The sequence below is a fragment of the Spiroplasma endosymbiont of Villa modesta genome, assembly GCF_964030925.1.
Taxonomy (GTDB): Bacteria; Bacillota_I; Bacilli_A; order Mycoplasmatales; family VBWQ01; genus Spiroplasma_E.
Genome location: NZ_OZ034992.1, coordinates 451,268 through 477,635, shown reverse-complemented (window position 1 = coordinate 477,635; position 26,368 = coordinate 451,268). Strand labels below are relative to the sequence as shown.

The following is a 26,368-nucleotide window of genomic DNA, read 5'->3' as shown; positions in this document are numbered from 1 at the left end:
GAATGTATTCTATAAAATTTCAAATTGTATATGATTTTTTTAATAAAAAAATTGTTGATATTTTTGCTGATAATGGTAAAGTGCATGATTTTCAAATATTAAAAAATTCAAATCTTGAATTTTCAGAAAAAACAATAATTATTGGTGATTTAGGATATCAAGGTATACAAAATATTTATAAAAATACAATAATACCAATTAAAAGAACTAAAAATAAAAAATTAACTAAACAAGAAAGAAAATACAATAAGATTGTATCTAAAATTAGAATTAAAGTTGAACATGTCTTTGCTTGATTGAAAAGATTCAAAATTTTAGTAAATAAATGTAGAAAATCTAAATTTAGACTTATGTACTTAAGATTTAACTTACTTTGTGAAATTTTTAATAAAATAAAACCATTAAAATAAAAAAAATATTAAAAATATTTTTTTAAAATTTAAATTTTTATCGAGTTAATATAAAAATATTATTAACAATTTTTTGTTTAAAATGTAAACTCATTTTTTAAACTATTTTTTCAAAAAATATTTATTTCTATATTCAATAACACTAAATAGTTTTAAAACAATTTTATTGACAATTAATTAAATTTAATTACGGAATATGTCCATTATTTATCACTCTTTCTATTTATTGCATTTTTTATTAAATCCCTTACAAAATCATTCATAGTTATATTTCTTTCATAACAATATGTTTTTAATTCATAATGATCATTTTTAGTAAGACGAATTTTTAAATTTTTAATTAATAATTTATCTTCATGTTTTTTAAGTGCTGCTGCTACCATATTTATTTATCTCCTTTAACCTTTAAAAATTCTTTTATAATCAATAATTGCTTGTTCTAATTTATTTACATCTTCATATGTAAAATAATCATTACTAATGTTTAATTCATAATCATCATCAATTCTAACATCTAAACTATTTTCATATTTACTATTAAATTCTTCTTGTAATTCTTCAAATTTTTCTATTAATTTTCTTGCATTTTGTAATTCTAATCTATTCATATTTACACTCCTTTAAAATTTTCTAATTGTAATTCATTAATATAATATTCATATAAGTAATCTCAATTATTTGATGTTAAATACATATCTTCTTCAATCATTTCATCAATACATTTATTACAATAATATGTTTTTTCTAATTCAGAAAATCATATATATTTTTCATTATGTATATTACATTTCATTTTTTTCACCTATTAATTTATAAAAACATTTATTACAAGTTCTATTTGCAAATGATGAATTTTTATTACATATATCACATGAACCAAATATTTTTTCAATTTCTTCATATTTTAAATATATTCTTTTATCTTCTTTTAAATTCAACATAATTAATTACTCTCTTTCTATAATTTTTAATATTTCTTGTATTTCAATATATTTTTTATTTTTAAGTAATTTTTCATTACATAATTTTTTTATTAATTCTATTTTTTCAACATTTAATAACATATTAATTTCCTTTAATACTTTAAATAAAATATTTTTTCATTATGAGTATTTATATCTTTCATTGGTGTAACAATATAATTTATTGCTAAATCATTATCATTATATGGATTATTTATTTTAAAACTTTTCATATCTTGTTCTCATGTAATGTTATATTTAAAACATTCTTGATTTTTATCATTTGTAAAAATATAATAACCATTATATTGTTCATAAAATTCACAAGATATTAATTCATTTTCATTTGTAGTAATATCTGGAATATTTTTTATATATTTTAAAACTTCACTACCTTTAATACTTTTCATATTTTCTGTAATTGAATTTTTACCTAATTTATAATCAAAATTTTCAAATATTTTTAATGCTATTTTTTTATTATTTTCGTCAATACTAGTATATTGTTTAGGAAATCATGTTTCATATTCACCAATTTCTAATAATATTCCACCATTAGTTGATTCTTGTATTTTAGTTTTTAAATCTAAACTAATATTTGGCATATAATATTCCTTTCTAATACGTATTTTTACGTATAAGCCTTATCACCTACAGTGATAAAAGGCTTATATATATATTTTTATTAATACGTATACGTAATATATTGTGCTTTCACTCTTGATGAGTGAAGCACATATACGTAAATAAAAAATTATATTTAATAATTAATTTATTTATGTTATGATATTATTGATGAGGTATGTATGTAATATATAACCCCCCTTATGTGTAATAATTTATTAATAATTAAAGAACAGGGTTTATGGTTATTGCATTTCTATACAAATTTAATTTCAATTTCATACAATAACAATTCAATAAAAATAAATAAATTACTCTTTTATACTCATGTAGTAGTATTTACATTTAGTACTCACAATTAGACTATCTACGAGAGTTTTAAAGTTTTTTTATTTAACAATTAAAAAATGAGAGTTTTATCTCTCATTTATATTTTTATTAAATCTAACTAAGGTTGCAATACGTCCATTACAATCTTTAACAATACATTTAAGTAATACTTTTTCTTGTTTTTGTTTTTGCATTATTTTACTTCCTTATTTAATTTATTTAAATAATTATTTAAATAAATAATAGTTACATCTTTTTTTATTTGTTCATTACTATAAAGTAAATACATATGTAAAAAAGAAGCTCTTTCATCTAATAATTTATTAATTTTTGTTATTTTTTTTAATTTAAAATTCATAAACATTATTTATTCTCCTTAATTTTTATACCATTCATATTTAATTCTTTTTCTAAATGTTTTTTACAAAAATATAAGTTAAATGAAAAATTATCGTTACTATATGCTTCTAATTTCATAATTTTTCGACTTCCTACTGCTCTTTTTTCACACAGTAAACATTTCATTATTTATTCTCCTTATTTAAATAATATCAACCAATTAATAAACTATCTGCTTCATCATGATTTGATATTTTTATATTTCATTTATTTTCTTTTATTAAATATTCACACATAAATAAAGAAACATTTTTATCTCATTTATAATTTATACCATTTACAAATGTAATAGCAGAACAATATTTATCATTTTTTACATATCATTTCTTTCATTCACTTGGACTTATTAACATATTTTTTGTTAATAATTTATTAAATTGTCCAGCAATAAAACCTCTTAAATGTTCTTGTGTTTCATAACCAATACCATTTTTACTATGAAAAGTACCACGTTCTATAATTAGATTAAAGTTGGATTTTGAATTTTTACTTCCTAATTGAAAATCTAATTCTTTTTCTATTTGATTAAGTATTAAATAATTAAAGTTATTATTATAAATATAATCTGATTTACTAATTTCAACTCCAGTACTATATTTTTTAAAACTATAACTTTTAATTAATATTGGTTTTCATCTAAAATAAGTAGGATAAGATTTAATATCATTTTGATATCATTGTTTTTCTCATAATGTAAATCCAGTATTTTTAATACTTGGGTCAATTGAAAGTAAATAATTATTCATTATTATTGTCCCTCTCTACAAACAAAATAAGATTTTGCTTTTTCTAATCCTAAATAATAACCTTTTAACATTTTTTTATTTTTATATTTTTTTAATAAATTTTCAACTTTTGCCATTTCTTCATTAATTCAATCTAATACATCATTATCAGTAATACTTTTACACTCATCACATTCACTTCTTAATTTATTACCAACATAATAAGGAAAATCTAATTTATATTTCTCTTCTAATAATTGACATTCTTTATATGTAAATATATAGTAATTTTCTTTATTCATTATCAAACTCTCCACATTTTATTTTATTAATTAAAATTTTAATAAAATCAATTGAACCTCTTAATTTATTTAAATAATATATGTCTTTTTCTTTATTATATTGTTCTATATCACTATCTAAAATTATATTTAGTCAACTAATTAATTTTTCTTTATTCATATTATTTTTTCTCCTTTTTTTTATTTAAATTTATAACTAATATTTTTAAACAATTCATACATCAATAATTAGTTAATCAAATTCTTTTATTACAATATTTACATTTATTCATAATTTCTATATTCACTTTTATTATTATTTTTTAAATTTTTAAATCTTTCACGAATTTCTTTAAATTTATCAAATAAAGTTTTTAAATAATTTTCACCCATTAATATTAAAAAATCTTTATTATTATTTGGATTTAATCTTTCCATATCTTCTCTTATACATTCATCAAATAAAACTGTATTTGTAATCATATATTTTTCAAAATAATCTAATTGTTTTTCACTTGGTTCTCATTTTTCATTTTGTATTTTTACATTATTATTAATATAATTATTTTGTTGTTTATTATTTTGAATTAAATTAACATTATCATTATCTGGGTCAAGTTCATCTTCACTTAATAAAAGTAAATTCATTAAAAAATATCTATAAGCATAAGTTTCTGCACTACCTTTTGCTTTTGCTATATCTGTATTTTTAGCACAAGCAAAAATATTAAAATCTTCTCTAAATTCTATATTATCTAAATCAATAATTGAATATTTTTTTTGATATGAAACTTCTATTTCTTTTGTTACATTTTGTATTTTATTATTATTTTTATCCATAAATTCTTTAATATTTTCTATTTTATTTATATTCATATTTTCTGAATTATCTGAATGTAAAATAAGTATATTTAGTTCTCTACATAGTCCTTTTAATTTATTAAAAATATCACTTAATAATCAATATTTATAATTACCATGAGTATTAAAACCATTTTTAGGTGTACTACCAATTTCTAATTGTAATTTAAGTATTTTTTTATATAAATTATTCATTATTTATCACTCTTTCTATTTATTGCATTTTTTATTAAATCCCTTACAAAATCATTCATAGTTATATTTCTTTCATAACAATATGTTTTTAATTCATAATGATCATTTTTAGTAAGACGAATTTTTAAATTTTTAATTAATAATTTATCTTCATGTTTTTTAAGTGCTGCTGCTACCATATTTATTTATCTCCTTTAACCTTTAAAAATTCTTTTATAATCAATAATTGCTTGTTCTAATTTATTTACATCTTCATATGTAAAATAATCATTACTAATGTTTAATTCATAATCATCATCAATTCTAACATCTAAACTATTTTCATATTTACTATTAAATTCTTCTTGTAATTCTTCAAATTTTTCTATTAATTTTCTTGCATTTTGTAATTCTAATCTATTCATATTTACACTCCTTTAAAATTTTCTAATTGTAATTCATTAATATAATATTCATATAAGTAATCTCAATTATTTGATGTTAAATACATATCTTCTTCAATCATTTCATCAATACATTTATTACAATAATATGTTTTTTCTAATTCAGAAAATCATATATATTTTTCATTATGTATATTACATTTCATTTTTTTCACCTATTAATTTATAAAAACATTTATTACAAGTTCTATTTGCAAATGATGAATTTTTATTACATATATCACATGAACCAAATATTTTTTCAATTTCTTCATATTTTAAATATATTCTTTTATCTTCTTTTAAATTCAACATAATTAATTACTCTCTTTCTATAATTTTTAATATTTCTTGTATTTCAATATATTTTTTATTTTTAAGTAATTTTTCATTACATAATTTTTTTATTAATTCTATTTTTTCAACATTTAATAACATATTAATTTCCTTTAATACTTTAAATAAAATATTTTTTCATTATGAGTATTTATATCTTTCATTGGTGTAACAATATAATTTATTGCTAAATCATTATCATTATATGGATTATTTATTTTAAAACTTTTCATATCTTGTTCTCATGTAATGTTATATTTAAAACATTCTTGATTTTTATCATTTGTAAAAATATAATAACCATTATATTGTTCATAAAATTCACAAGATATTAATTCATTTTCATTTGTAGTAATATCTGGAATATTTTTTATATATTTTAAAACTTCACTACCTTTAATACTTTTCATATTTTCTGTAATTGAATTTTTACCTAATTTATAATCAAAATTTTCAAATATTTTTAATGCTATTTTTTTATTATTTTCGTCAATACTAGTATATTGTTTAGGAAATCATGTTTCATATTCACCAATTTCTAATAATATTCCACCATTAGTTGATTCTTGTATTTTAGTTTTTAAATCTAAACTAATATTTGGCATATAATATTCCTTTCTAATACGTATTTTTACGTATAAGCCTTATCACCTACAGTGATAAAAGGCTTATATATATATTTTTATTAATACGTATACGTAATATATTGTGCTTTCACTCTTGATGAGTGAAGCACATATACGTAAATAAAAAATTATATTTAATAATTAATTTATTTATGTTATGATATTATTGATGAGGTATGTATGTAATATATAACCCCCCTTATGTGTAATAATTTATTAATAATTAAAGAACAGGGTTTATGGTTATTGCATTTCTATACAAATTTAATTTCAATTTCATACAATAACAATTCAATAAAAATAAATAAATTACTCTTTTATACTCATGTAGTAGTATTTACATTTAGTACTCACAATTAGAATATCTACGAGAGTTTTAAAGTTTTTTTATTTAACAATTAAAAAATGAGAGTTTTATCTCTCATTTATATTTTTATTAAATCTAACTAAGGTTGCAATACGTCCTCTTTTCAGTATAATAAAGTCATCATTAATCTTTCTTCTACTGAAAGTTTATTTTTTCGACCTTTATTTTTTTCTAATTTTTCTATTTCAATTAATTTTTCTAACATTTCATTAAAATGAAAACGTTTTATACCAAAATATCTGTAAAATTCTTCATTTTTTAATTTTTTTAAATTTTCAAAAATCATTTTTATCAACACTTTTCTAAATTTATTGTTAATAACAAAATTATAAAATAAATTTTAAAATTATTAATTGACTTTTAAAAAATTTAATTACGGAATATGTCTTTATAAGTTTTCATAACCATATGTAAAAAAGAAATATCAGCATATGGGCCAAGTTTAATGAACAAGTAACTATTAATCGTGCAATTTATAGTATTAGTGATAATAAAAAACAATTTCCATTAGATTTTAAATCATTTATTAATAATCCTAATTTATTACAAGAACAAACATTAAATATTAATTATATACCAATAGTAATTATGCGAAATAAAGCAAATGAATTAGCAGATTGTGATAAAGTAATGGATAAAATTAAAGCATTAGATGTTATTTATGAACAAATAGTTTTAGATACTATTTTAAACTCACCAAAGTTTATTTTTAGTCAAACTTATGGTAATGTTCAATCAACATTAGAAGAAACTGTTAGAACATTAGTTACTAAAAACTACATATTTAAAAGTGGTGGAGATAATAATGAACAAAACGAAAACATCAATATGACAAATAGTAATTTTAAAGGTAAAAATTTAACTGATATATACGATTGAAATGTTAATGAAATATTTAAACGTTGTGGTATTCATATACCAAGTCAAAAAAATCTGCACAACAATCAGTTCCCGAAAGTACAGCAGTTAATATTTCAACTATTAATTATATTGAACAAAAATTATGACAATTTAATATTGATATTCTTAAATTTATTCAAATATTAGTGAGAATTGATAAAGATTTATTAAATAGTAAAACATTTAATATTAATGATGAACAAGAAATTAATAATTTAACAGTTAAATTAAAATTATTTAATCCCAAAAATAACCAATTAATAGGAGAGAACAATGGAAAACAACAACAAACCACAAACGAAGTTTCCACAGAAACAAACTAAACTTAATCAAGCAGAAGTAGAAAATGATTATTTAATTGATAATATTCCTTATGATTTTACTAATATGATGAGTGCTACTAGTGACCCAGATATTAATAGAGCATACGATGAATTTAAAAAAAGAACTATATATATTTATGAAATTGAACGTTTATTTAAGAATAATGAAAATAATAGTTTAAAATTTTCAGCAAATACTATTAAAATAGGTTTTATTGATATTGATAAAGTTTTAAAAACTACTGCTGTTGAAACATCTGACTTTACTATGCAATTAAATCAAAGAGCAAGTACTAATATTAATGATAATACTATTGAATATAGTATGACTGATATTAAAAATTTAATTTTTCAAGAAATAAATTTATTAAATCAATTTAAGTTATATGCTGTATCTATAAATGAACCATTAACTGAAAATAATATTGATAATTTATATATAATTAATAATTATTCGCAACCTTATCAAAATCCAAAAACAAGAAGTACGAAAAGTATTACTATTATTAAAATTAAAGACTTTAAAACAAGAGATGGTTATCCAATTATTATTAAATTACAAAAACCATTAGATAAAGATACCAAAGTTATTGGTTTAAAAATTAAAGCACCTAGAAGCATGATTTTTGGCAATATAAAGGTACTTGGTGAAGTTGATAATATGGAAGTATACCCAAAGTTATTTGTTAAAGATAAGATAGCATTTCCGCTATTATCAATGCCTATTGAAACTCAACCAAAAGTTAGAATATTACAACAATGATTTAGTGAACAAATATTACCTTGAAATTTAGCAAAACAATTTATAGGTCAAGAAAAATCAGTTTTAGATTTAATTGCTATTGGTGGTGGTAAAGAAACAAGAAAAGAAATTATTAATAATGCAAGAATAACTAATGCTAAAATTGGTTATGATGTTACTAAAAATTCAAAAGTATGACCCTTATCTGATGAACTAGAATTAAAAGATACAAAATTAGAGTCATGATTTTTAGCAGGTAACTATAATTTATTTATTTCTACAACAAATAAATTTCATGATGTTGAATTAGAAATAAAAGATAGACCACCAATTGATAGTTTACAAAAAGTATTATTAGATATGCTAACTTATACATATACTTATAACAGAAACTTTGATGGTTTTGACCCATCACATCTTGAACAAAAAATATCACAATTACGTGCAAAATTTGAAGGACAAAAACCTGAAGAAGTAATTAGCAATTTGTTTAAACAATGAAAATTAGATTATCCAAATTATGTAAATTTACCACAAGTACAAATACTTAAAAAAATAATTATTATGTTATCAAATAATATTTATTCAAGTATGTCAATTAATAAAGGTTTAAATGATGATAATAAAATTTTATTACCTTATTATTTTGAATTAAAATCAAATCCAATTCATAAAAATCCTGATGAAGTCTGAGAGTTTAAAGATGTAAAAGTAATATTAAAATCTCAATATTTTGATTTTACAGATATAAATAATATTAAATTAAAAAATAATGACATTAGCCAAAATGAATTATTCAAATTAGATGATAACCAATTTAACTGACTATCTATAATTAATGAATTAGAAAGTAATAACATACCTTCATTAATTCCAGCTGATTGAACATTAGGTAATGGTGAATATGGCAAATACTTTACAAGAGCAATTATTGGAAAAATAAAAATTGAAAATGCTTTAAATTTATATGGTTCTAATAAATCTCAATTATTTTCCAAATTAGAATTTTATAAAGAAATTTCACAAATTGATAATGACAATAAATTTGAATTACAAATTGAAAATCCTATTAATAATTTAAATATGATTGAAATCAGCGGAATATTTGGTGCCGGTAATTATGATTTAATTTTAATAACTGATAAACAAGAAATAAACTTAAAAAATATTAATTTATTTGATAAATACAACGAAAATATTTCTTATATAAATTTAGAAATTTAGAAAATATATAGCATTCAAATTAACTATTTTTTTTAATTACACTAATTAGATTAATTATTAAAGTTAAAACTAATGTAATAATTCCAAAAAATAACATTGATAAAATTCAATAACTTCAACCATAAATAAATCATGAAAGAAATCAATAAGGTGAAATAAAATCTAAATAATCATTTATGTTAATTCCTTTAATTTTATATTGATGAATTAAATAAAATGAACGAAATAACATAAATATTGAATATAAAAAAGGAAAAATCAATACTAACCAAAAATCTTTTTTATAATAAGTTCGATTAATCACACAATAGTCACGATAAATAATTGAGTAAATTGTTAATAATATAGGAATAACTAAATGCCCAATTAAAGTACCAGAAAATGATAATGGTTCTTGTAATCTTGCTAAAATATAATCATTTCATCCATATGTAAATATTCCACATCAAAAAGTAACTCCGGCTATTAAATTATAAACTAATGAAAAAATTTTAAAATTATAATTAGTAATTAAACGAATATTAATTTTTTTAAAAAAAATAAATAAATTTCATGAACTTCAAATTAAAGAAATAATGGTTGCTCAAACACTAAATCATCTTAAGATATCAATAATAAAAACTAAATAACTTAAATTAATATCACCTTGTCAAAATTTTACTGATAATGCATAAAAACTAAATAATCAAATTAAAATTAATCATACTATTTGAATTTTTCTATTATTTTTCATAATAAACCATTTTATTTAGATTTTCTTATTAAAATATCCATTAGGATAAATACCATCTCATTTTACATCACTTTTAGATGCAGAATTAATTGAAATATATAAATATATTTTATGAATATCATCTTTTTTTTCTGACCATATCGTTGTACAAGCCCCCCAGTGGACCTTACCATCATAATCTAAAAAATATTGTAAATTATTTGTTTTGTGATGTGTTATTGAACCAATTTTTAAACCAGTTACTCCACTTATTGCACCAGTTAGTGCTAATGCTAATGTTATTTTACTTAAATTTGTTTTTATTCACGTTTTCATAATAAATCTCTCCTTTTTTATTTTGTTATTTTTTCTTAATTTTTCACAAGTTTTTAATCATTTTGGTAATAATTCATACTCTAAATTATTGGCATGATTTTCACAAAGAAAAAGACTAAAAGTTGTTGATTTTCATTCTAATAATACAATATTACTTCATTTGTTATTACAATTTTTACTTTGACAAACAACATTCATTTTGCAAAATCTTTTTTAAAGATTTTAAATTAGTTACAACTTTTAATAATTTTCCTTTACTATTTTGCATTTAAATTCTCCATTTTTAAAATTTCTTTTCCTGTTTGGCTAAAACTAACTTTGGGATTTATTTTTTTATTTTCTTGGTGAATAAACTCTGCTGCTTTTAAATTAACAAATTCTGTATGTAATTTTGGATATTTTCTTCATTTTTCTATTGTTGCACTTGGAATTCATTGATTACCAATAAAATCTGTAAATTTAATATTATGCTCATTACAAAAAAATATTATATTTTTTATTAAAAAATTCTTTTCTTTTATTACAATTTATTATTAAACATTTATTTATTTTGCTCATTTAATTACTCCTTTTTTCCTTAATTTTACTTTTAAATTGTACTATTTTTGATTATTTTTACAAGTATGCTTTTAAATTCAAAATAACGCCTAAATTAAAGGTTTTTATTTTATGAGACCTATACTATTAATTCTATTGAAATTGTTTATTATATGGTAAATATAAAATCATTTTTTTAAAATATTTTTTATTTTATTTAAAATTACACTTATAAATGTATATAATAAATAAGTAAATTATTTTTTAAAAAATATTTACAATAAATTTAGATTTTTTTAAAATAGTTAGGAGAAGTAAATGTGAATTTTAATTATAAATGAAATTTTAGAGAACAAAGTGCAAAAATTGATAAATTAGTTTTAGAACATATAACAAAGAAATGAGAAAAATGAGATTGAAGAATAAAAAATACAAGAGATAAAAAGAAATATAAAATTGTTGATTATCAATATCGAACAAGAAAAATAATGTATGGATTAGTAACTTATAAAAGAAGAATTTATGAATATTTTGATGAAAAATTACAAAAATGAGTTCGTGTTTGTTTAGTTGATGAATGACTAGAATTACCTAAATATAAAAGAATTGGCGAAGATATTGAACAAACTATTATTGAATATTTTGCTGATGGAAAAAGATATCATGATATTTGTGCTATTTGTAAAAAAGCAGGTATTAGTGTTAGTACTGTTCATAGAGTTTTTAAAAATTTAAAAATAATTGAAGCAAATCCAGTAAAAGTAAAATTAGAAAAAAATCAACCTATTTTTGTTGCTATTGATGATGGTCACCGAAAATTTTGAAATTTTAAACGTAAAGGTATAAAACATTCTATGCGTTTAATAGTAACATATACAGATAATATTAATCACAAAGTACAAAATAAAAGAGTAAAAGCAATTATAAGACCAACAAGAACAGTAATTGGAGTTAAAAAAACTGCTGAATTTGTTAAAGAACATTGTCAAAAATTTTATGAAAATGTTGAACAAGCAAAAATTATTATTTGTGGTGATAGTGCAGGATGAATTAAAGATGTAGCAGATTATTTAGGGGCACAGTTTGTTTTAGATAAATTCCACTTAATTAGAACATTATATCTTGGAATAATGGCTGGAAATAAAGGAAAATATTTAAAAGAATATAATCACTGTAAAAATTTAATTAATAATGGTAATTATGAACAATTAATTGATTATTTATATAAAGAATTAGATAATCATAAAAAATTAAAGAAAAAATATTTTAAAAATAATAAACAAGGTATTGAAAATCAAGGTAAGAAATGAAATATTGGTTGTTTTACAGAAACTAATATTTGACATGTTTTAAAAGAAATGCTTGGTAATAGAACATATAATATTTTAATTTATATTAAAATGGTTATTTTTAAATGTAATAAGATAAATTTAGAAACATAATTAATGAATGTAATAATTACTTATTATTTCACAATTTGCAATAGCATCTCAAAAATTATTATTTTTTATTTTTCTTTTTAAACCAATAATTAAGAATGTTAATGACAAAATTATAGAAATAAAAATTGGAACTACAATTGTAGAAAAGATAATAGCAATTTTTAACCATAATAAAGAATAATTATAGGAATTATCAATAATATAATAACTTCCAAAATTTTTAAAACAAATATTGTTATTAGTTAATATGTAATATCAACTATATTTACTTCATAAAGTAAAACCATTATATTCATATGTTAAAGGTTCTGTATTTTTAGTAGTTACTACTTCTTTTCCATGAAATAAACTTAGTAATAATAGTCCAGCAATCATAATTAAAATAGTTAAAATAAATATTAATACAGTTATTAACTGTAATTTTTTAAGTTTCATTTTTAAAATCTCCTTAATTTACTTTAAAAGTTTAGTACTTACTAAATTTAATTTTAAGTATTTTAGTTGCAATAAATTTAAAAAAATTATATTATTTAAATACAATTTCATAAAAATCCAAATTATTTCTTGTCTAAAATATAATATATATAAGATTTAATTTATTCCAGATTTTTGACAATCTCCCTAATTAATTTCATATACATGTATTTTTTATAAACAATTCAATTATAAAACTTCTAAGGAGGTAACTATTTCTAATTAAACAATAGTTATCTAATACAAAAATAAATGAAAAATATCTATATTTAATATAGATATTATGATATAATTTTCCTAAAATTAATATAAGTTTTTACCTATTTACTTTAAAATAAAAGTAAATAGGTTTTTAATTTGAAAAAGGAGATATTTAGAAGTGCTATATAGTAAAAAATCAGAAAATCTTATAACAGAAAAAGAAAAAACAACAACAAATTCAAGAAAAATTAAACCACAATTACCAATAACAACATCTCTTGCAGAAATATTACTAAATAATAATGAAAAACTTGTTGGTACTATTACTAGTGATCAGTATCTTAATAAAGATAACAAACAAGTACCATTATATAAACTAATTAAAACTTCAGAACCAAATAAAAAAATAAACATTAAAGCAATAAATTCTATTAAAAATGACAAACAACCAACAACAATTCTAAATAAAACCAATTCACAATCAATATAAAAATAAAATAAAATTATTAAAGATTGAAATTGAAATTTTTAATAATTTTATTTTTTATTATTTAATTCAAAGTTTATGTTTAGATTAACTACTAAAATTTATTTTCTTCTTATTTTATAGTATGATTTACCTATAAACTTAATTTTTTATTATAAAGGAGAAATAATAATGAATGTACTAAAAACATATGAGATTTGAAAAAAGCAAAACTTACCGCAACACTTAAAAAAACAATTAACTACAATGTCTAAAAGTGAAATTGAAGATGCTTTTACTACAACTTTAGAATTTGGTACAGCTGGAATGCGTGGTATTACTGGAGTTGGTACCGGCAGAATTAATGAAATTATTATTATGAAGGCAACTGTCGCATTTATTCAATATTTAAAATCTGCCTTTTCTGAAAAAGACTTACTTCGTGGTGTTATTATTGCTCATGATAATCGTCACTTTTCAGCAGAATTTACAATGTTAACAGCAAAAACTTTAGCTAAACATAAAATTCCTGTTTTTTTATTTAAAAATAATGATTTAAGACCAACACCAGTACTTTCATATAGTATTAGAAAAGTTAATGCTCTTGCTGGAATTGTTATTACAGCCAGTCATAATCCTCCTGAATATAATGGTTATAAAATTTATGATCAATATGGCTGTCAATTTCTTCCTAATGTTACCAATATAATTAGCAATAAAATGGAACAATTGCCTGATGATTTTCAATTAACATTCGATTATGATACTAACCTAATTAAAGAAGTGCCTTCAACAGTAGAAGATAATTATCGTGATGATATTAAAAATTTACAGTTTTATCCACAAGTTAAAAATCGTAACTTTAAAATTGTATTTTCTAATCTACACGGTACTAGTCGTGAATGAGTTAAACCAATTTTAGAACAATGCGGTTATGAAATTATTTTAGTAACAGAGCAAGCTAACTATGATCCTGATTTTAAAGGTGTAGTGTCGCCCAATCCCGAAGTAAAACCAACATTTGATTTAGCAATTAAACATGCTAAAAAACATGATGCACCATTAATTATTTTAAATGATCCTGATGCTGATCGCATTGGTATTGCTGTAAAACATAATAATGATTATGTATTATTAACAGGTAATGAAACAGCACCAATTTTATTAGAATATTTATTAAGCCATTATCAACTTAATAAAACAACGCCAAAAAATCCTGTTATGTACAATACATTTGTTACTTCAAATTTATCTGATATGATTGCTAAATCATATGGATGTCAAGTTATTAAAACGTTAACTGGTTTTAAATGAATTGGTGCAGAAATGCTAAAAGAAAAAGCACGTAACATTAACTTTGTTTTTGGTTTTGAAGAAGCATATGGTTATGTTATTAAAGATATTACTCGTGACAAAGATGGTATTCAATCAGCAATAGTAGCAGCAGAAGCGGCTTGATATTATCAAAAGTCACAAAAAACATTAGTTGATGTTTTAGAAAATATTTATCAAAAATTTGGATATTATTACTGTTATACTGTTAATCTTATTTTAAAAGGCAAAACAGGACAAAATACTATTAATAATATGTTAGAAACATTAAGAACTAGTAAAATATCAACACTTAATAATATTAAAACAATTAAAGTTGAAGATTATCAAACTGGTTTACATGGAATGCCATCACAAAATTTACTAAAATTTTACTTCAGTGATGGTTCATGAGTTGCTGTTAGACCTAGTGGAACTGAGCCAAAAATTAAATTCTATTTTGTTTGTGTTGATAAAACCATTAATGATGCACAATTAAAAATGAGAAAAATGTATGAAGAATTAGCTATCAAATATCTAAATATCAAAGATATAAAATGATAGAAAGGAACTAAAAAATGACTGTAATTAAAGATATTAAACCTAATAATGTTTTAAGTTTAGTAGTAATTATTAATCGAGTAATTCAAGGTGTTGCTTCTAACAATACTAATTATTTAAACTTACAATTACAAGATAAAACTGGGACAATTTCAGCAAGAATTTGAGACGTAAGCAAAGAAACCATTGAACAATTAACAATAGGACAAGTAATTAAAATTGAAGCAAATAGCATTAATTATAATAATGAAATACAACTAAAAATTAATAATTGAACTATTATTACTAATCCTAGTGAATATTATGATTTATTACTTACACAAGCACCAATTAATATTATTGAAGCATGAACTGAAATTAGTCAAACAATAAAGGAATTTAAAAATCCAATTTTAAAAAAAGTATTAATCCAATGTTTTAATAAAAAAAATATTGATGATTATAAAAAGTGACCAGCAGCAGTTAAAATGCATCATGCTGTTCAAAGCGGTTTATTATGACACTCAGTAACAATGTTAAGAATGGCAAAACAAGTAGTAGCACTTTATAATGATCGTAATATTAATAGTGAACTATTATATGCAGGAATCATTATGCATGATTATGGAAAAATGGTTGAATTAAATAATAATCCTATTAGTTCATATACACTATCAGGTAAAATGATTGGTCATATTTCATTAGGTGCAATGCAAGTTACACTTGCTTGTAAGGAATTAAATATTAACTTAGACGAAGAAATCGTAGTTTTATTACAGCATCTAATATTAGCTAGTCATGGTAAATATGAATACGGTTCACCTGTCTTACCAAAAACAATAGAAGCTGAAATTTTACATCATTTAGATAACTTAGATGCAAAGATCTATGCAATTGATGAAGCATTGGTTAATATTAATGTTGGTGAATCAACTGCTCGTATTGCAAGTATTGAAAATAGAATGTTCTATAAACATCAAAATTTAAAAGAAAAAAATAAAAAAGTTTAAATAATAAAAACTCTCTTTTAATTAAAAGAGAGTTTATTTTTTATCATAAATTTTAATAAATTAATTTATATTTATTTTTATAGGATAAAAATAACCAGTTTCTGTATTACCATAAAAAATCAATACATTTGTTTCTTTATCTGATTCTTTATCTTTAAATCAATCATTAGGTACTGGCTTTTCATTTTTATCATAAATTTCATTTTCATTTCTAAGCTTATTAAAATCAATTTTTTCTTTATACATACCTTTTAATAAAACTTTAACAGCTAATTCTGAATTTTTTTGTAATTTTTTTAATTTATTTATAACATCTGTTACTGCTTCTTGTTTATTCATTGTTGCGTTAGTTGAAGTTGCTGGTGCTCATGAAGCGAATGGCAAAGTTGTCTTTGCAAAATTATTTTGCATATCAATATCTGAAATAATTGTTTGTTTAGTTATATCAATCATTGTTGAACCTTGATAATTTGGATCATTTGAATTACTACTTATTTTGACAACTATTTTAGATACTTTTTCAAGTTCTTGTTTATTGTTTGTTATTTCTTCATTATTTTCGTTATAAAATTGAAGTTGATAACCAGCAGCTAATGGTGTTGACTTAAATTCATCAAAACTATTTATATTACTAATTAATTCTTTATAACTTTTACTTGGATTAGCAATAATGTCTAAACCAGTTAATTGAGTAATAGTACTTAAATCAGTTTTATCAGATTGTTCTTTTATATTTATTTTAATTGGTGCTGTTGAACCTTGATAATTCAAATCATTACTATTGCTAGTAATAACTATATATAAATCACCAACTTTTTGTAATTTAGCAGTTATATCATTTTTAGCTTCTTTATCACTAAAATATTTAATTACAGGGTTACCTAACTTTGGATTTAAGTTTTTAACTTCTATTGTATTATTTATTAATGTATCTAATTTTTTATTACTTTTATTAACATCTACAGTAATATTTGTTGTTAGTTTAGTAATTTTATCTTTTAATTTTGTTTTTTGTGTTGTGTTATTATCACAAGCAACAACTGATAATGGTATTGGTGTTGATATTGTTAAGATCGATAATAATTTTACTAAGTTTTTCATTTTTTACCTCGCTTAAAAATAATAAGTTAATTTAAAAACCAATAAAGATTTTGAATTAATAATATATGAAAACCAAATATTTTACAATATAACTTTAATATGCAAAAATACTTGTAAATTAAGTTATTTTTTAAAAAATTTCTTTTCTTTTTTATATATTTTAAAATTATTTTTTAATTAAAAATTATAATTATCTATTACTAGTAAAGAAAATATGATATTATATTATTAAAATTTAATATAAGTTTTTGACCTATTTACTTTATTTCAAAATAAATAGGTTTTTTGTTTTAATTTAGAAAAGGAAGATAAAGAAATGCCTAAAAATAAATTTTTAACAGCTATTGAAGAAGGTGACTTACAAACAGTTAAAACTTTACTACTTAATCCTGATAACAATAAGTTCGATATGGAGGGTGCCTTAATAACAGCCGCTGATTATGGTCACATTGAAATAGTTCAATTTTTAATAGAAAATAATACTGATATCAATCATATAAATAGTACAAAAGATACTGCTTTAATGTTAGCTGCCGAACAAGGTCACACAGAAATAGTTAATCTTTTAATAACAAATGGTACTAACATTAATTATATAAACAAAAATGATGATACAGCTTTATTATTAGCTGCTGAACAAGGTCACACAGAAATAGTTAATCTTTTAATAACAAACGGTGCTAATGTTAATCATAAAAATGAAATCAATGGTGATCATACTGCTTTAACACTAGCTGCTGAACAAGGTCACACAAAAATAGTTAATCTTTTAATAACAAACGGTGCTAATGTTAATCATAAAACAAAATTTGGCAATACTGCTTTAACAAAGGCCGCTAAAAATGGCCATTTAAATGTAGTTGATTTATTAATAGCCAATGGTGCTGATATTAATCAAATAAATTTACGTGGTGAAACTGCTTTAATAAGAGCACAAAAACAAAAACATACAAAAATAGAAAAAATTTTAACAAAGCAATGTTCTTTAGAATTTAATAAAAATGAAATCAATGCAACTAATTATAATAATAAACCATCAATAAAGGTTACTGTTCTTTTGTATTAAAAGAACAGTAACCTTGTTAAATGTTTAATCTTATCTATTATAAAACTTTTTATTATTTATGCCATATTTTTAATATTATTAATTAATTGATAATTAATAGGATTATTAAAATTATTATCTTCGTGCACACATTTTCCAACGTGAATATCATTAATACCATTTTTTAATAAAACATTAACATTTTCTAAATTAACTCCACCACCAGCAAGAATTTTTATTGGTAAATTTAATTTCTTTAATTCTTTAAATTTATTAATATTATTTACAATATTATCTTGACCACCAGAAGTTAAAACTGTAGTAACACCTAATTTTACTAACTGTTCTAAAGCTTGTTTTTTATTAAAAATTTCATCAAAAGCACGATGAAAAGTTATTTTTAAAGGCTTTGCTAATTTAATAATTTCACTCATTCTTTCAACATCAATATTATTATCTTTAGTTAAAATACCACAAACAATACCTGATGCATGAGTTGTTTTAATAAATTCAATATCTCTTTTAAAGATTTTAAAATCATTATCAGTAATATTAAAACCATTATTATTATTATTTCTAACCATAACCATTACTGGTTTCAATGAAATTTTACATGCTTCAGCAATCAATTCATAATTTGGAGTATAACCACCAAATTCCATAGCAGTACAAAGCTCAACTTGATTAGCTAAAGAATTATTAATTTTTTCTATATCTTTTAAAGATGTAGCTATTACTTCTAAAAACATAAAATATCTCTCCCCATCTTATTTTTTTGATAAATAAGTTTTCAATAAACTAACTTTATCTAATTTCTCTCAAGGTAATTGTAAATCATTTCTACCAAAATGACCATAAGTTGATAATTGTTGATAATTTTGTTTAAATAACTCTAATTTATCAATCATAGCACTAGCAGAACAATCAAAGACTTGATAAATTATTTCTGTTAATTTTGCCTCTGTTAAACCGGAAATAATAGTTTGATGAGTATTAACAAATATTGCAATTGGTTCAGGAGTTCCAATTGCATAAGCTAATTGTACTTCACAAATCTTTGCTAAGTTAGCAGCAACAATATTTTTAGCAATATACCTAGCATAATAAGCACCCGTTCTATCAACTTTAGTGGGATCTTTTCCTGAAAAAGCTCCCCCACCATGACAAGCAGCTCCACCATAAGTATCAACCATTAATTTTCTTCCTGTTAAACCAGTATCACCAGCAGGTCCACCAATTACAAATTTACCAGTTGGATTAATTAAATATTTAAAATCAATATTTAAATGATATTTATTAGCAATATATTGCATAATTTCTTTATGAATAAATATTTTAAATTGTTTTTCATCATAATTTGCTTGATGTTGAATGCTCATTAAAATAGTATGTATTTTTAAATTTTTAGGGTCTTCTTGATCAATAGTAACTTGCGCTTTCATATCAAGAAGTGCATACTTAAATTTTTTTTCCTTTCGTAATTTTGTAGCTCGTTTAATTAATTCATGTGCTAAAACAATTGCTAATGGCATATATTCTGATGTTTGTTGACATGCATAACCAAACATTATTCCTTGATCACCAGCACCAATTTGATGATTTTTTAATTCAACACCTTGTAAAATATCAGGTGATTGTTCATGAATTAACACTTTAATTTCACAAGTAAAACCATTAAATCCAATTTCATCATTTATATAACCAATTTCAGTAATAACTTTTCGCGCAATTGCTTGATAATCAACTTGAGCATGACTATGAACTTCACCACCAATTAAAACAAAATTTGTAGTAATAAAAACCTCACATGCTACTTTGGCATGTGGATCTTGTTTTAAAAAAGCATCTAAAATTGCATCAGCAATTTGATCGCAAATCTTATCAGGATGACCAGGAGCAACAGACTCACTAGTAAAAAGAGGATGGGTAATATTAGGTATTAATTTCATATTTTTTAACCTTTCTCAAGTAAAATTTTTTTTGTAATTCATGGCATAATTTCATTATCAAATATATCTTTAATATTAGGTTCATTAATTAAAGCATGTTTACCATCAAAAATAAAAACATAACTATGATGTTTCTTCCAATATTTTTTATTAATTTTAAGTTGATGAAAATCACTAAATACATCATCAGCACTTTGCAAGATTAACGTTGGAAGTTTTGAATTACTAATTTCCATTATACTTTTTTTATTAATTTTTTTAAATTGTAGTAAAAAACGTAATGATCAATTTTGACGATTACTATATCTTTGATTTATATTAGTAATATGAGCATTATTACTAGAAATATCTTGATTTTCAACATAGATTGGCATTTGAATATTAGAATTAAAAATAAAAGCAAAACAAAAACAAATAATAAAACTTAATGAAAATTGATAAAGATTTTTTTTAGTTACTAAATTACTAGTAATTAATGCTGATACTTGTGAATTATTTTTAACAGCATGACTAGCAATAGCTGCGCCTAATGATTCACCAAAAACAATAATTTTTTGATTAGGATATTTAGATTTTACTGCACTTATTATATCTTTTAAATCATTAATATCAGTACCTAATGATTTAAATTTTCAATCTTGTCCATTTTTACCATTACCTCTTCGATCATAAGTAATTAAAGATAGTTGTGATTTTTTACAAAAAGAACTTAATAATTTAAAATCATCTTTTTGACCTTGCAAACCATGAGCACCAATAATAATGACTGTACTTTTATCAACCATTTGCTTAAATAATTTTACTTCATAACCATCACGTAAAATAATTACCTTTTCTCGTATTTCAGCAGCTTGTTGTACATGAACATTATCTTTAATTTTTGCCATTAATAAAATTCTTAAAATTATTAAAATAATTAATATACTAATCCCAATTAAAATCGAATATAAACCATTTTTATCAGTAAAAAAATTAGCATTGTTTCATATCATGTTAAAGTTAGTCCCTTCCTATATTTATAATTATTCGTAAATTTTAAAATTAGGTGCTTGTGGATGAATAAAAATACGTTCAATTTTTTGTGCTTTATTTGTCTCATCATTAATAGTTAATAAAACAGCTGAAAATTGACCTTCACCATCAGCTGGACTAAATTTTGCCGGCATACTTTTTTTATCACGAATAATAACTTCTTCAGCTTTAGCACCAATAATAGAATAAAACGGACCTGTCATTCCAACATCACTAATAAAAGCAGTACCTTTTGGTAATAAACGATTATCTGCTGTTTGAACATGAGTATGAGTTCCTACCACACAAGTAACTTGACCATCAAAATTTCAAGCAAAAGATAACTTTTCCGCTGTTGCTTCAGCATGAAAATCAATAATATGAATGTCACTTTTTTCTTCACTATTTTGTTTATCAATCGTAATAAGTTGTTCAAGAGCAAAATAAGGATTATCAGATTTATCCATGAAAGTACGACCAATTAAGTTTGTTACACGTACTTTTTTATTACCAACTTTAACTAAAATTGTACCATTACCTGGATGATAAGGATTATAATTTAAAGGACGCAATAAATCGGGAGTTGTATTAATATACTTAGCAACATCAGGATGACCAAAAATATGATTACCGGTAGTAATAATATCAATACCAGCATTTTTTAATTCATCATAGTGTTTTTTACATAATGATTTACCATGAGTAGTATTTTCACCATTCGCAACTACTAAATCAATCTTAAATTGATTTTCATATTCCTTTTTTATTTTAGGAATTCAATATTTAACCATTTGTCTACCAACAATACTGTAAATATCACCAATTATTAAAATTTTCATTAATTTCCACCTGCTTTATTCTATTTTATCAATTTCTTGTAAAACTTTAATAAAATTATACTTTTCCGTATATTTTTCATATATTACTTGTCGTTGTTTATATTTTTCATAAAGATGCAACTTACTTTCATATTTATTTAATAAAATAATAACTTTTTGTAGACTATCATGAACAGCCGTTCGTGATACTTTTTGTAAATCAGCGATTTCTTGTAAAGATAAATTCTCAATAAAGTAATTTGTAAAATATTGTTTTTGTTTTGCTGTTAATAATGTATTATAAAAAGCAAATAAACTATAATATAAAACTTGTTTTTCTAAACTATTCATTTTCATACTCCACAAACAAATCACTTGTTAAACTAAAAATATACTTATCTAAATCAAACTCTTCCAAGTCATTAATACCTTCACCAAAACCCATTAATTTAACAGGAATATCTAATTCTTCCTTAATAGCAAGAATAATGCCACCTTTAGCAGTGCCATCCATTTTTGTTAAAATAATGCCAGTCAAAGAAACAATTTTCATAAATTCTTGCGCTTGATTAATACCATTTTGTCCAGTTGTACCATCAATTACTAACAATGTTTCATTAGCTTCATGTCCTAATTTCTGAGTAATAATTTTATTAATCTTTTTTAACTCCTGCATCAAATTAACTTTATTTTCTAATCTCCCTGCTGTATCAACAATAATAACATCACAACCTTCAGATTTAGCTGCTTCAATTCCAGCATAAACAACACTAGCTGGATCTTGCTTTGGTGTTCCTAAATAACAAGGAATACCAATTCTTTCTGCTCAAATTTGCAATTGTTCAACTGCACCAGCACGAAAAGTATCTGCAGCAACTAGAATTGGTTTTTTACCTTGTGTTTTTAATTTAGCTGCTAATTTAGCTGCTGATGTTGTCTTACCATTACCATTAACACCAACAACTAAAAATAACGAAATATTATTACTACTAAAATTTAATCTTGTAGAAACCAACTGACCATCAGTATAAATAACAAACATTTTATCAATAATAATATCATTAATATCTTTTGGTTTTGTTAATTTTTGGATTTTAGCTTCATGACGAATTTCATCAGTAATAGTTTCTGCCATTTTGTATCCAACATCTGCTAAAATTAATACTTCAGTTAATTCTTCAAAATATTGTTCATCAAGTTGATGATAACGCGCTGCTAATGCTTTAATTTTAGATGCAAATAATGTTCTTGACTTTTTAAGGCCCTGATCATATTTAGTTGTCTTTTGACCAAATAATTTTGTCTTTAAATTTTTAAAAAATGCCATATTTTCACCTACATTGTTTATTATACCAATAAATAACTAGTTATTTATGACATTAATACTTTAATTTTATTAAAATATTAATAGTACGATTTAAAAGTTTTATTTAATAAGTAATTTATTAGACATATTCCGTAATTAAATTTTTTAAAAGTCAATTAATAATTTTAAAATTTATTTTATAATTTTGTTATTAACAATAAATTTAGAAAAGTGTTGATAAAAATGATTTTTGAAAATTTAAAAAAATTAAAAAATGAAGAATTTTACAGATATTTTGGTATAAAACGTTTTCATTTTAATGAAATGTTAGAAAAATTAATTGAAATAGAAAAATTAGAAAAAAATAAAGGTCGAAAAAATAAACTTTCAGTAGAAGAAAGATTAATGATGACTTTATTATACTGAAAAGAATATTATACTTTTTTCAAATGAGTATTAAATCTAAAATGAGCCCATCAAGTTGTTTTCGAAATATTACTTGAGTAGAAAATAAACTTAGTAACCACAAAGATTACCAATTTTTAAAAGAAAGATATAAATTAAAAATTGATAAAAAACAAGAAAATTCAAATGAATTTCAATTTTATTTAATTGATTCAACTGAGATTGAAATTGAAAGACCAACTAAAAAAAACTACAGTTAGAATATTTTTCTGGTAAAAGTTGAATGTATTCTATAAAATTTCAAATTGTATATGATTTTTTTAATAAAAAAATTGTTGATATTTTTGCTGGTAATGGTAAAGTGCATGATTTTCAAATATTAAAAAATTCAAATCTTGAATTTTCAGAAAAAACAATAATTATTGGTGATTTAGGATATCAAGGTATACAAAATATTTATAAAAATACAATAATACCAATTAAAAGAACTAAAAATAAAAAATTAACTAAACAAGAAAGAAAATACAATAAGATTGTATCTAAAATTAGAATTAAAGTTGAACATGTCTTTGCTTGATTGAAAAGATTCAAAATTTTAGTAAATAAATGTAGAAAATCTAAATTTAGACTTATGTACTTAAGATTTAACTTACTTTGTGAAATTTTTAATAAAATAAAACCATTAAAATAAAAAAAATATTAAAAATATTTTTTTAAAATTTAAATTTTTATCGAGTTAATATAAAAATATTATTAACAATTTTTTGTTTAAAATGTAAACTCATTTTTTAAACTATTTTTTCAAAAAATATTTATTTCTATATTCAATAACACTAAATAGTTTTAAAACAATTTTATTGACAATTAATTAAATTTAATTACGGAATATGTCCATTATATTTTAATTTAATAATAAATCTAAAAAATATCAATCATTTTTTCTTGATTTTAGCTAAAAATAAAAGATTGCAAAAGCAATCTTTTTAACTTGTTTTATTAAATACATGATGAATTTGATGTGTTATATCCACTTGTTGAAGGTTGATTTTGTAAATCCATTGCATTTATTTTTTTAGTTTTATTAAAATTTAACCGGTTTATTTTTTCTTTAAATACATGTTTCTCATTATTAGCAATTTCTTTTTCTAATAATAAATTTTTAAGTTGATCAGTCTTAATTAAAATATCCTTATTTATATCTTTGTTCTTATTAACACAACCAAAAGTAAAAATAATAATAATATAATTTAATACTGAATTTATTTTTTTCTGTTCAAAATGTGCAATATCTCTTTCAATATTGGTAATTTCTCTTTCAATATTAGTAATTCTTTTAGTTATATTTAATAAGATTTGTTGATTTTGTTTTATTCTTATTTTTTTCATTTTTTTAAAAAAAAATTTAGAAACTTTCTTATCTTTTGAAAAATCTTTGACAAAAGATAAACTATCATTACCCATTTTATCTTTCTCAATAAAATTAGCACCTTTATCAATTAATAAATTAATAAATTTTAAATCAGCATTACCCATTATAGCATAATGTAAAGGAGTATTATCTCTATTATTTTTGGCATTTATATTAACGCCATATTTAATTAATAGATCTGCAGCTTCTAAAAAATTATGAAAACATGCATAATGTAAAGGAGTATTACCAGAATTATCTTTTTCATTTATATTTAAATTATTTATTTTATTAGTAAGAAAATAAATAACTTCCTTATTATTACCATTTTGTAAAAAGTAAATAAAAAGTTTTTGATCAAAAACTTTTCTTAAGTTTTCATCCGTTAATATTCTTTTTGCTTCATTCAATTCTTGCATTTTAAGTTTTGATTGAGGATTATTATTTTTATCTGGATGAGTTTTTAGAGCAGTCTGTTTGAATTTTTTTTTAATTTCTGCTACTGATGCTGTTGGTAATACATTTAATATATCATAATAATTAGAAATTAATGATTCATCTTTCAAAAT

Annotated in this window: 40 protein-coding genes; 12 read left to right on the top strand and 28 right to left on the bottom strand. The window is 21.5% G+C overall.

Annotated features, from left to right (window positions below; translation table 4 throughout):
* Positions 1-2 precede the first annotated feature (2 nt).
* Positions 3-410, top strand: a complete 408-nt coding sequence (locus tag AAHM89_RS03080; RefSeq protein ID WP_339045908.1) for a transposase family protein — start codon at positions 3-5, stop codon at positions 408-410.
* A 203-nt stretch (positions 411-613) separates the two neighbouring features.
* Here AAHM89_RS03080 and AAHM89_RS03075 read toward each other — a convergent pair whose 3' ends face one another.
* The 17 genes from AAHM89_RS03075 to AAHM89_RS02995 form a co-directional block, all read right to left on the bottom strand.
* Positions 614-793: a hypothetical protein gene (locus AAHM89_RS03075; RefSeq protein ID WP_342265956.1), complete on the bottom strand. Its 180-nt coding sequence runs from the start codon at positions 791-793 to the stop codon at positions 614-616.
* A gap of 15 nt (positions 794-808) precedes the next feature.
* Positions 809-1,018, bottom strand: a complete 210-nt coding sequence (locus AAHM89_RS03070) for a hypothetical protein (protein WP_342265955.1) — start codon at positions 1,016-1,018, stop codon at positions 809-811.
* 2 nt (positions 1,019-1,020) lie between these two features.
* Positions 1,021-1,203, bottom strand: a complete 183-nt coding sequence (locus tag AAHM89_RS03065; RefSeq protein ID WP_342265954.1) for a hypothetical protein — start codon at positions 1,201-1,203, stop codon at positions 1,021-1,023.
* Positions 1,193-1,351 carry a hypothetical protein gene (locus tag AAHM89_RS03060; protein ID WP_342265953.1) on the bottom strand — a complete coding sequence of 53 codons (159 nt, stop codon included), beginning with the start codon at positions 1,349-1,351 and terminating at the stop codon, positions 1,193-1,195. Before AAHM89_RS03060 ends, AAHM89_RS03065 begins: the two co-directional genes overlap by 11 nt.
* A gap of 134 nt (positions 1,352-1,485) precedes the next feature.
* On the bottom strand, positions 1,486-1,977 hold the full coding sequence (locus AAHM89_RS03055; protein ID WP_342265952.1) for a hypothetical protein: 492 nt from the start codon (positions 1,975-1,977) through the stop codon (positions 1,486-1,488).
* 542 nt (positions 1,978-2,519) lie between these two features.
* Positions 2,520-2,690, bottom strand: coding sequence for a hypothetical protein (locus AAHM89_RS03050; RefSeq protein ID WP_342265961.1), 171 nt, complete (start codon positions 2,688-2,690; stop codon positions 2,520-2,522).
* Positions 2,690-2,851, bottom strand: a complete 162-nt coding sequence (locus tag AAHM89_RS03045; protein ID WP_342266041.1) for a hypothetical protein — start codon at positions 2,849-2,851, stop codon at positions 2,690-2,692. Before AAHM89_RS03045 ends, AAHM89_RS03050 begins: the two co-directional genes overlap by 1 nt.
* Entirely contained in the window at positions 2,851-3,471 is a 621-nt protein-coding gene (locus tag AAHM89_RS03040) for a hypothetical protein (protein WP_342266919.1), read from the bottom strand. The genes AAHM89_RS03045 and AAHM89_RS03040 overlap by 1 nt, the downstream gene beginning before the upstream one ends.
* Positions 3,472-3,473: 2 nt before the next feature.
* Complete coding sequence (locus AAHM89_RS03035) at positions 3,474-3,752, bottom strand: hypothetical protein (RefSeq protein ID WP_342265959.1); 279 nt, start codon at positions 3,750-3,752, stop codon at positions 3,474-3,476.
* Positions 3,745-3,912, bottom strand: a complete 168-nt coding sequence (locus AAHM89_RS03030; RefSeq protein WP_342265958.1) for a hypothetical protein — start codon at positions 3,910-3,912, stop codon at positions 3,745-3,747. The genes AAHM89_RS03035 and AAHM89_RS03030 overlap by 8 nt, the downstream gene beginning before the upstream one ends.
* 104 nt (positions 3,913-4,016) lie before the next feature.
* Positions 4,017-4,787, bottom strand: coding sequence for an ERF family protein (locus tag AAHM89_RS03025; protein ID WP_342265957.1), 771 nt, complete (start codon positions 4,785-4,787; stop codon positions 4,017-4,019).
* Entirely contained in the window at positions 4,787-4,966 is a 180-nt protein-coding gene (locus tag AAHM89_RS03020; RefSeq protein ID WP_342265956.1) for a hypothetical protein, read from the bottom strand. Before AAHM89_RS03020 ends, AAHM89_RS03025 begins: the two co-directional genes overlap by 1 nt.
* A gap of 15 nt (positions 4,967-4,981) precedes the next feature.
* Positions 4,982-5,191 (bottom strand): hypothetical protein, encoded by a 210-nt coding sequence (locus tag AAHM89_RS03015; RefSeq protein WP_342265955.1) that lies wholly within the window; start codon positions 5,189-5,191, stop codon positions 4,982-4,984.
* A gap of 2 nt (positions 5,192-5,193) precedes the next feature.
* Positions 5,194-5,376: a hypothetical protein gene (locus AAHM89_RS03010; RefSeq protein ID WP_342265954.1), complete on the bottom strand. Its 183-nt coding sequence runs from the start codon at positions 5,374-5,376 to the stop codon at positions 5,194-5,196.
* Positions 5,366-5,524, bottom strand: coding sequence for a hypothetical protein (locus tag AAHM89_RS03005; RefSeq protein ID WP_342265953.1), 159 nt, complete (start codon positions 5,522-5,524; stop codon positions 5,366-5,368). The genes AAHM89_RS03010 and AAHM89_RS03005 overlap by 11 nt, the downstream gene beginning before the upstream one ends.
* Before the next feature lie 134 nt (positions 5,525-5,658).
* Complete coding sequence (locus tag AAHM89_RS03000) at positions 5,659-6,150, bottom strand: hypothetical protein (protein ID WP_342265952.1); 492 nt, start codon at positions 6,148-6,150, stop codon at positions 5,659-5,661.
* A 467-nt stretch (positions 6,151-6,617) separates the two neighbouring features.
* On the bottom strand, positions 6,618-6,824 hold the full coding sequence (locus AAHM89_RS02995) for a hypothetical protein (RefSeq protein ID WP_342266918.1): 207 nt from the start codon (positions 6,822-6,824) through the stop codon (positions 6,618-6,620).
* 302 nt (positions 6,825-7,126) lie between these two features.
* On the opposite strand from AAHM89_RS02995, the gene AAHM89_RS02990 reads away from it, so the two are divergent.
* From AAHM89_RS02990 to AAHM89_RS02980, 3 genes are read left to right on the top strand one after another with little or no spacing between them, the layout of a single operon-like run.
* On the top strand, positions 7,127-7,585 hold the full coding sequence (locus AAHM89_RS02990; protein ID WP_342266917.1) for a hypothetical protein: 459 nt from the start codon (positions 7,127-7,129) through the stop codon (positions 7,583-7,585).
* Positions 7,585-7,761 carry a hypothetical protein gene (locus AAHM89_RS02985; RefSeq protein ID WP_342266916.1) on the top strand — a complete coding sequence of 59 codons (177 nt, stop codon included), beginning with the start codon at positions 7,585-7,587 and terminating at the stop codon, positions 7,759-7,761. Before AAHM89_RS02990 ends, AAHM89_RS02985 begins: the two co-directional genes overlap by 1 nt.
* Complete coding sequence (locus AAHM89_RS02980) at positions 7,712-9,727, top strand: hypothetical protein (protein WP_342266915.1); 2,016 nt, start codon at positions 7,712-7,714, stop codon at positions 9,725-9,727. Before AAHM89_RS02985 ends, AAHM89_RS02980 begins: the two co-directional genes overlap by 50 nt.
* Before the next feature lie 19 nt (positions 9,728-9,746).
* Here the strand turns inward: AAHM89_RS02980 and AAHM89_RS02975 are convergent, their stop codons facing one another.
* Positions 9,747-10,460 (bottom strand): hypothetical protein, encoded by a 714-nt coding sequence (locus AAHM89_RS02975; protein ID WP_342266444.1) that lies wholly within the window; start codon positions 10,458-10,460, stop codon positions 9,747-9,749.
* A 15-nt stretch (positions 10,461-10,475) separates the two neighbouring features.
* Positions 10,476-10,973: a hypothetical protein gene (locus AAHM89_RS02970; RefSeq protein WP_342266914.1), complete on the bottom strand. Its 498-nt coding sequence runs from the start codon at positions 10,971-10,973 to the stop codon at positions 10,476-10,478.
* A 659-nt stretch (positions 10,974-11,632) separates the two neighbouring features.
* Between AAHM89_RS02970 and AAHM89_RS02965 the strand changes: the two genes are divergently transcribed.
* Positions 11,633-12,754 (top strand): Mbov_0401 family ICE element transposase-like protein, encoded by a 1,122-nt coding sequence (locus AAHM89_RS02965; protein WP_342266913.1) that lies wholly within the window; start codon positions 11,633-11,635, stop codon positions 12,752-12,754.
* On the opposite strand, the gene AAHM89_RS02960 is transcribed toward AAHM89_RS02965, so the two are convergent.
* Positions 12,755-13,189 carry a hypothetical protein gene (locus AAHM89_RS02960; RefSeq protein ID WP_342266440.1) on the bottom strand — a complete coding sequence of 145 codons (435 nt, stop codon included), beginning with the start codon at positions 13,187-13,189 and terminating at the stop codon, positions 12,755-12,757. It lies immediately after the preceding gene.
* 418 nt (positions 13,190-13,607) lie between these two features.
* Here AAHM89_RS02960 and AAHM89_RS02955 point away from each other — a divergent pair, with 418 nt between their 5' ends.
* The 3 genes from AAHM89_RS02955 to AAHM89_RS02945 all read left to right on the top strand — a co-directional run bounded on the left by AAHM89_RS02955 (position 13,608) and on the right by AAHM89_RS02945 (position 16,756).
* Positions 13,608-13,919, top strand: coding sequence for a hypothetical protein (locus AAHM89_RS02955; protein WP_342266912.1), 312 nt, complete (start codon positions 13,608-13,610; stop codon positions 13,917-13,919).
* 168 nt (positions 13,920-14,087) lie between these two features.
* A complete protein-coding gene (locus AAHM89_RS02950) occupies positions 14,088-15,770 on the top strand; it encodes a phospho-sugar mutase (protein ID WP_342266911.1) in 1,683 nt (560 codons plus the stop codon).
* Between the two features lie 14 nt (positions 15,771-15,784).
* Entirely contained in the window at positions 15,785-16,756 is a 972-nt protein-coding gene (locus AAHM89_RS02945; RefSeq protein ID WP_338957759.1) for a 3'-5' exoribonuclease YhaM family protein, read from the top strand.
* Between the two features lie 60 nt (positions 16,757-16,816).
* Here AAHM89_RS02945 and AAHM89_RS02940 read toward each other — a convergent pair whose 3' ends face one another.
* Positions 16,817-17,857 carry a hypothetical protein gene (locus AAHM89_RS02940; RefSeq protein WP_342266910.1) on the bottom strand — a complete coding sequence of 347 codons (1,041 nt, stop codon included), beginning with the start codon at positions 17,855-17,857 and terminating at the stop codon, positions 16,817-16,819.
* Between the two features lie 316 nt (positions 17,858-18,173).
* Between AAHM89_RS02940 and AAHM89_RS02935 the strand changes: the two genes are divergently transcribed.
* A complete protein-coding gene (locus tag AAHM89_RS02935) occupies positions 18,174-18,923 on the top strand; it encodes an ankyrin repeat domain-containing protein (RefSeq protein ID WP_342266909.1) in 750 nt (249 codons plus the stop codon).
* A 56-nt stretch (positions 18,924-18,979) separates the two neighbouring features.
* On the opposite strand, the gene AAHM89_RS02930 is transcribed toward AAHM89_RS02935, so the two are convergent.
* From AAHM89_RS02930 to ftsY, 6 genes are all read right to left on the bottom strand, one after another.
* The gene (locus tag AAHM89_RS02930) at positions 18,980-19,651 is read right to left on the bottom strand and encodes a copper homeostasis protein CutC (protein WP_342266908.1); all 672 of its coding nucleotides are present in this window, start codon (positions 19,649-19,651) and stop codon (positions 18,980-18,982) included.
* An 18-nt stretch (positions 19,652-19,669) separates the two neighbouring features.
* On the bottom strand, positions 19,670-20,845 hold the full coding sequence (metK, locus tag AAHM89_RS02925; protein WP_425289697.1) for a methionine adenosyltransferase: 1,176 nt from the start codon (positions 20,843-20,845) through the stop codon (positions 19,670-19,672).
* A gap of 11 nt (positions 20,846-20,856) precedes the next feature.
* Positions 20,857-21,738 (bottom strand): alpha/beta fold hydrolase, encoded by an 882-nt coding sequence (locus AAHM89_RS02920; RefSeq protein WP_342266906.1) that lies wholly within the window; start codon positions 21,736-21,738, stop codon positions 20,857-20,859.
* 135 nt (positions 21,739-21,873) lie between these two features.
* Positions 21,874-22,701: a TIGR00282 family metallophosphoesterase gene (locus tag AAHM89_RS02915; protein WP_174480992.1), complete on the bottom strand. Its 828-nt coding sequence runs from the start codon at positions 22,699-22,701 to the stop codon at positions 21,874-21,876.
* Positions 22,702-22,716: 15 nt separating this feature from the next.
* A complete protein-coding gene (gene ylxM / locus AAHM89_RS02910; RefSeq protein ID WP_233214991.1) occupies positions 22,717-23,037 on the bottom strand; it encodes a YlxM family DNA-binding protein in 321 nt (106 codons plus the stop codon).
* Complete coding sequence (gene ftsY, locus AAHM89_RS02905; RefSeq protein WP_252319004.1) at positions 23,024-24,007, bottom strand: signal recognition particle-docking protein FtsY; 984 nt, start codon at positions 24,005-24,007, stop codon at positions 23,024-23,026. Before ftsY ends, ylxM begins: the two co-directional genes overlap by 14 nt.
* Positions 24,008-24,229: 222 nt before the next feature.
* Between ftsY and AAHM89_RS02900 the strand changes: the two genes are divergently transcribed.
* Genes AAHM89_RS02900 through AAHM89_RS02890 form a run of 3 tightly spaced genes read left to right on the top strand, consistent with a single transcriptional unit; the run spans position 24,230 to position 25,082 of the window.
* Positions 24,230-24,493: a hypothetical protein gene (locus tag AAHM89_RS02900; RefSeq protein WP_342265907.1), complete on the top strand. Its 264-nt coding sequence runs from the start codon at positions 24,230-24,232 to the stop codon at positions 24,491-24,493.
* Entirely contained in the window at positions 24,436-24,651 is a 216-nt protein-coding gene (locus tag AAHM89_RS02895; protein WP_339047170.1) for a hypothetical protein, read from the top strand. Before AAHM89_RS02900 ends, AAHM89_RS02895 begins: the two co-directional genes overlap by 58 nt.
* Before the next feature lie 23 nt (positions 24,652-24,674).
* Positions 24,675-25,082, top strand: a complete 408-nt coding sequence (locus tag AAHM89_RS02890) for a transposase family protein (RefSeq protein ID WP_342266905.1) — start codon at positions 24,675-24,677, stop codon at positions 25,080-25,082.
* Positions 25,083-25,387: 305 nt separating this feature from the next.
* Here the strand turns inward: AAHM89_RS02890 and AAHM89_RS02885 are convergent, their stop codons facing one another.
* Positions 25,388-26,365, bottom strand: coding sequence for an ankyrin repeat domain-containing protein (locus tag AAHM89_RS02885; protein ID WP_342266904.1), 978 nt, complete (start codon positions 26,363-26,365; stop codon positions 25,388-25,390).
* Between the last annotated feature and the right edge of the window lie 3 nt (positions 26,366-26,368).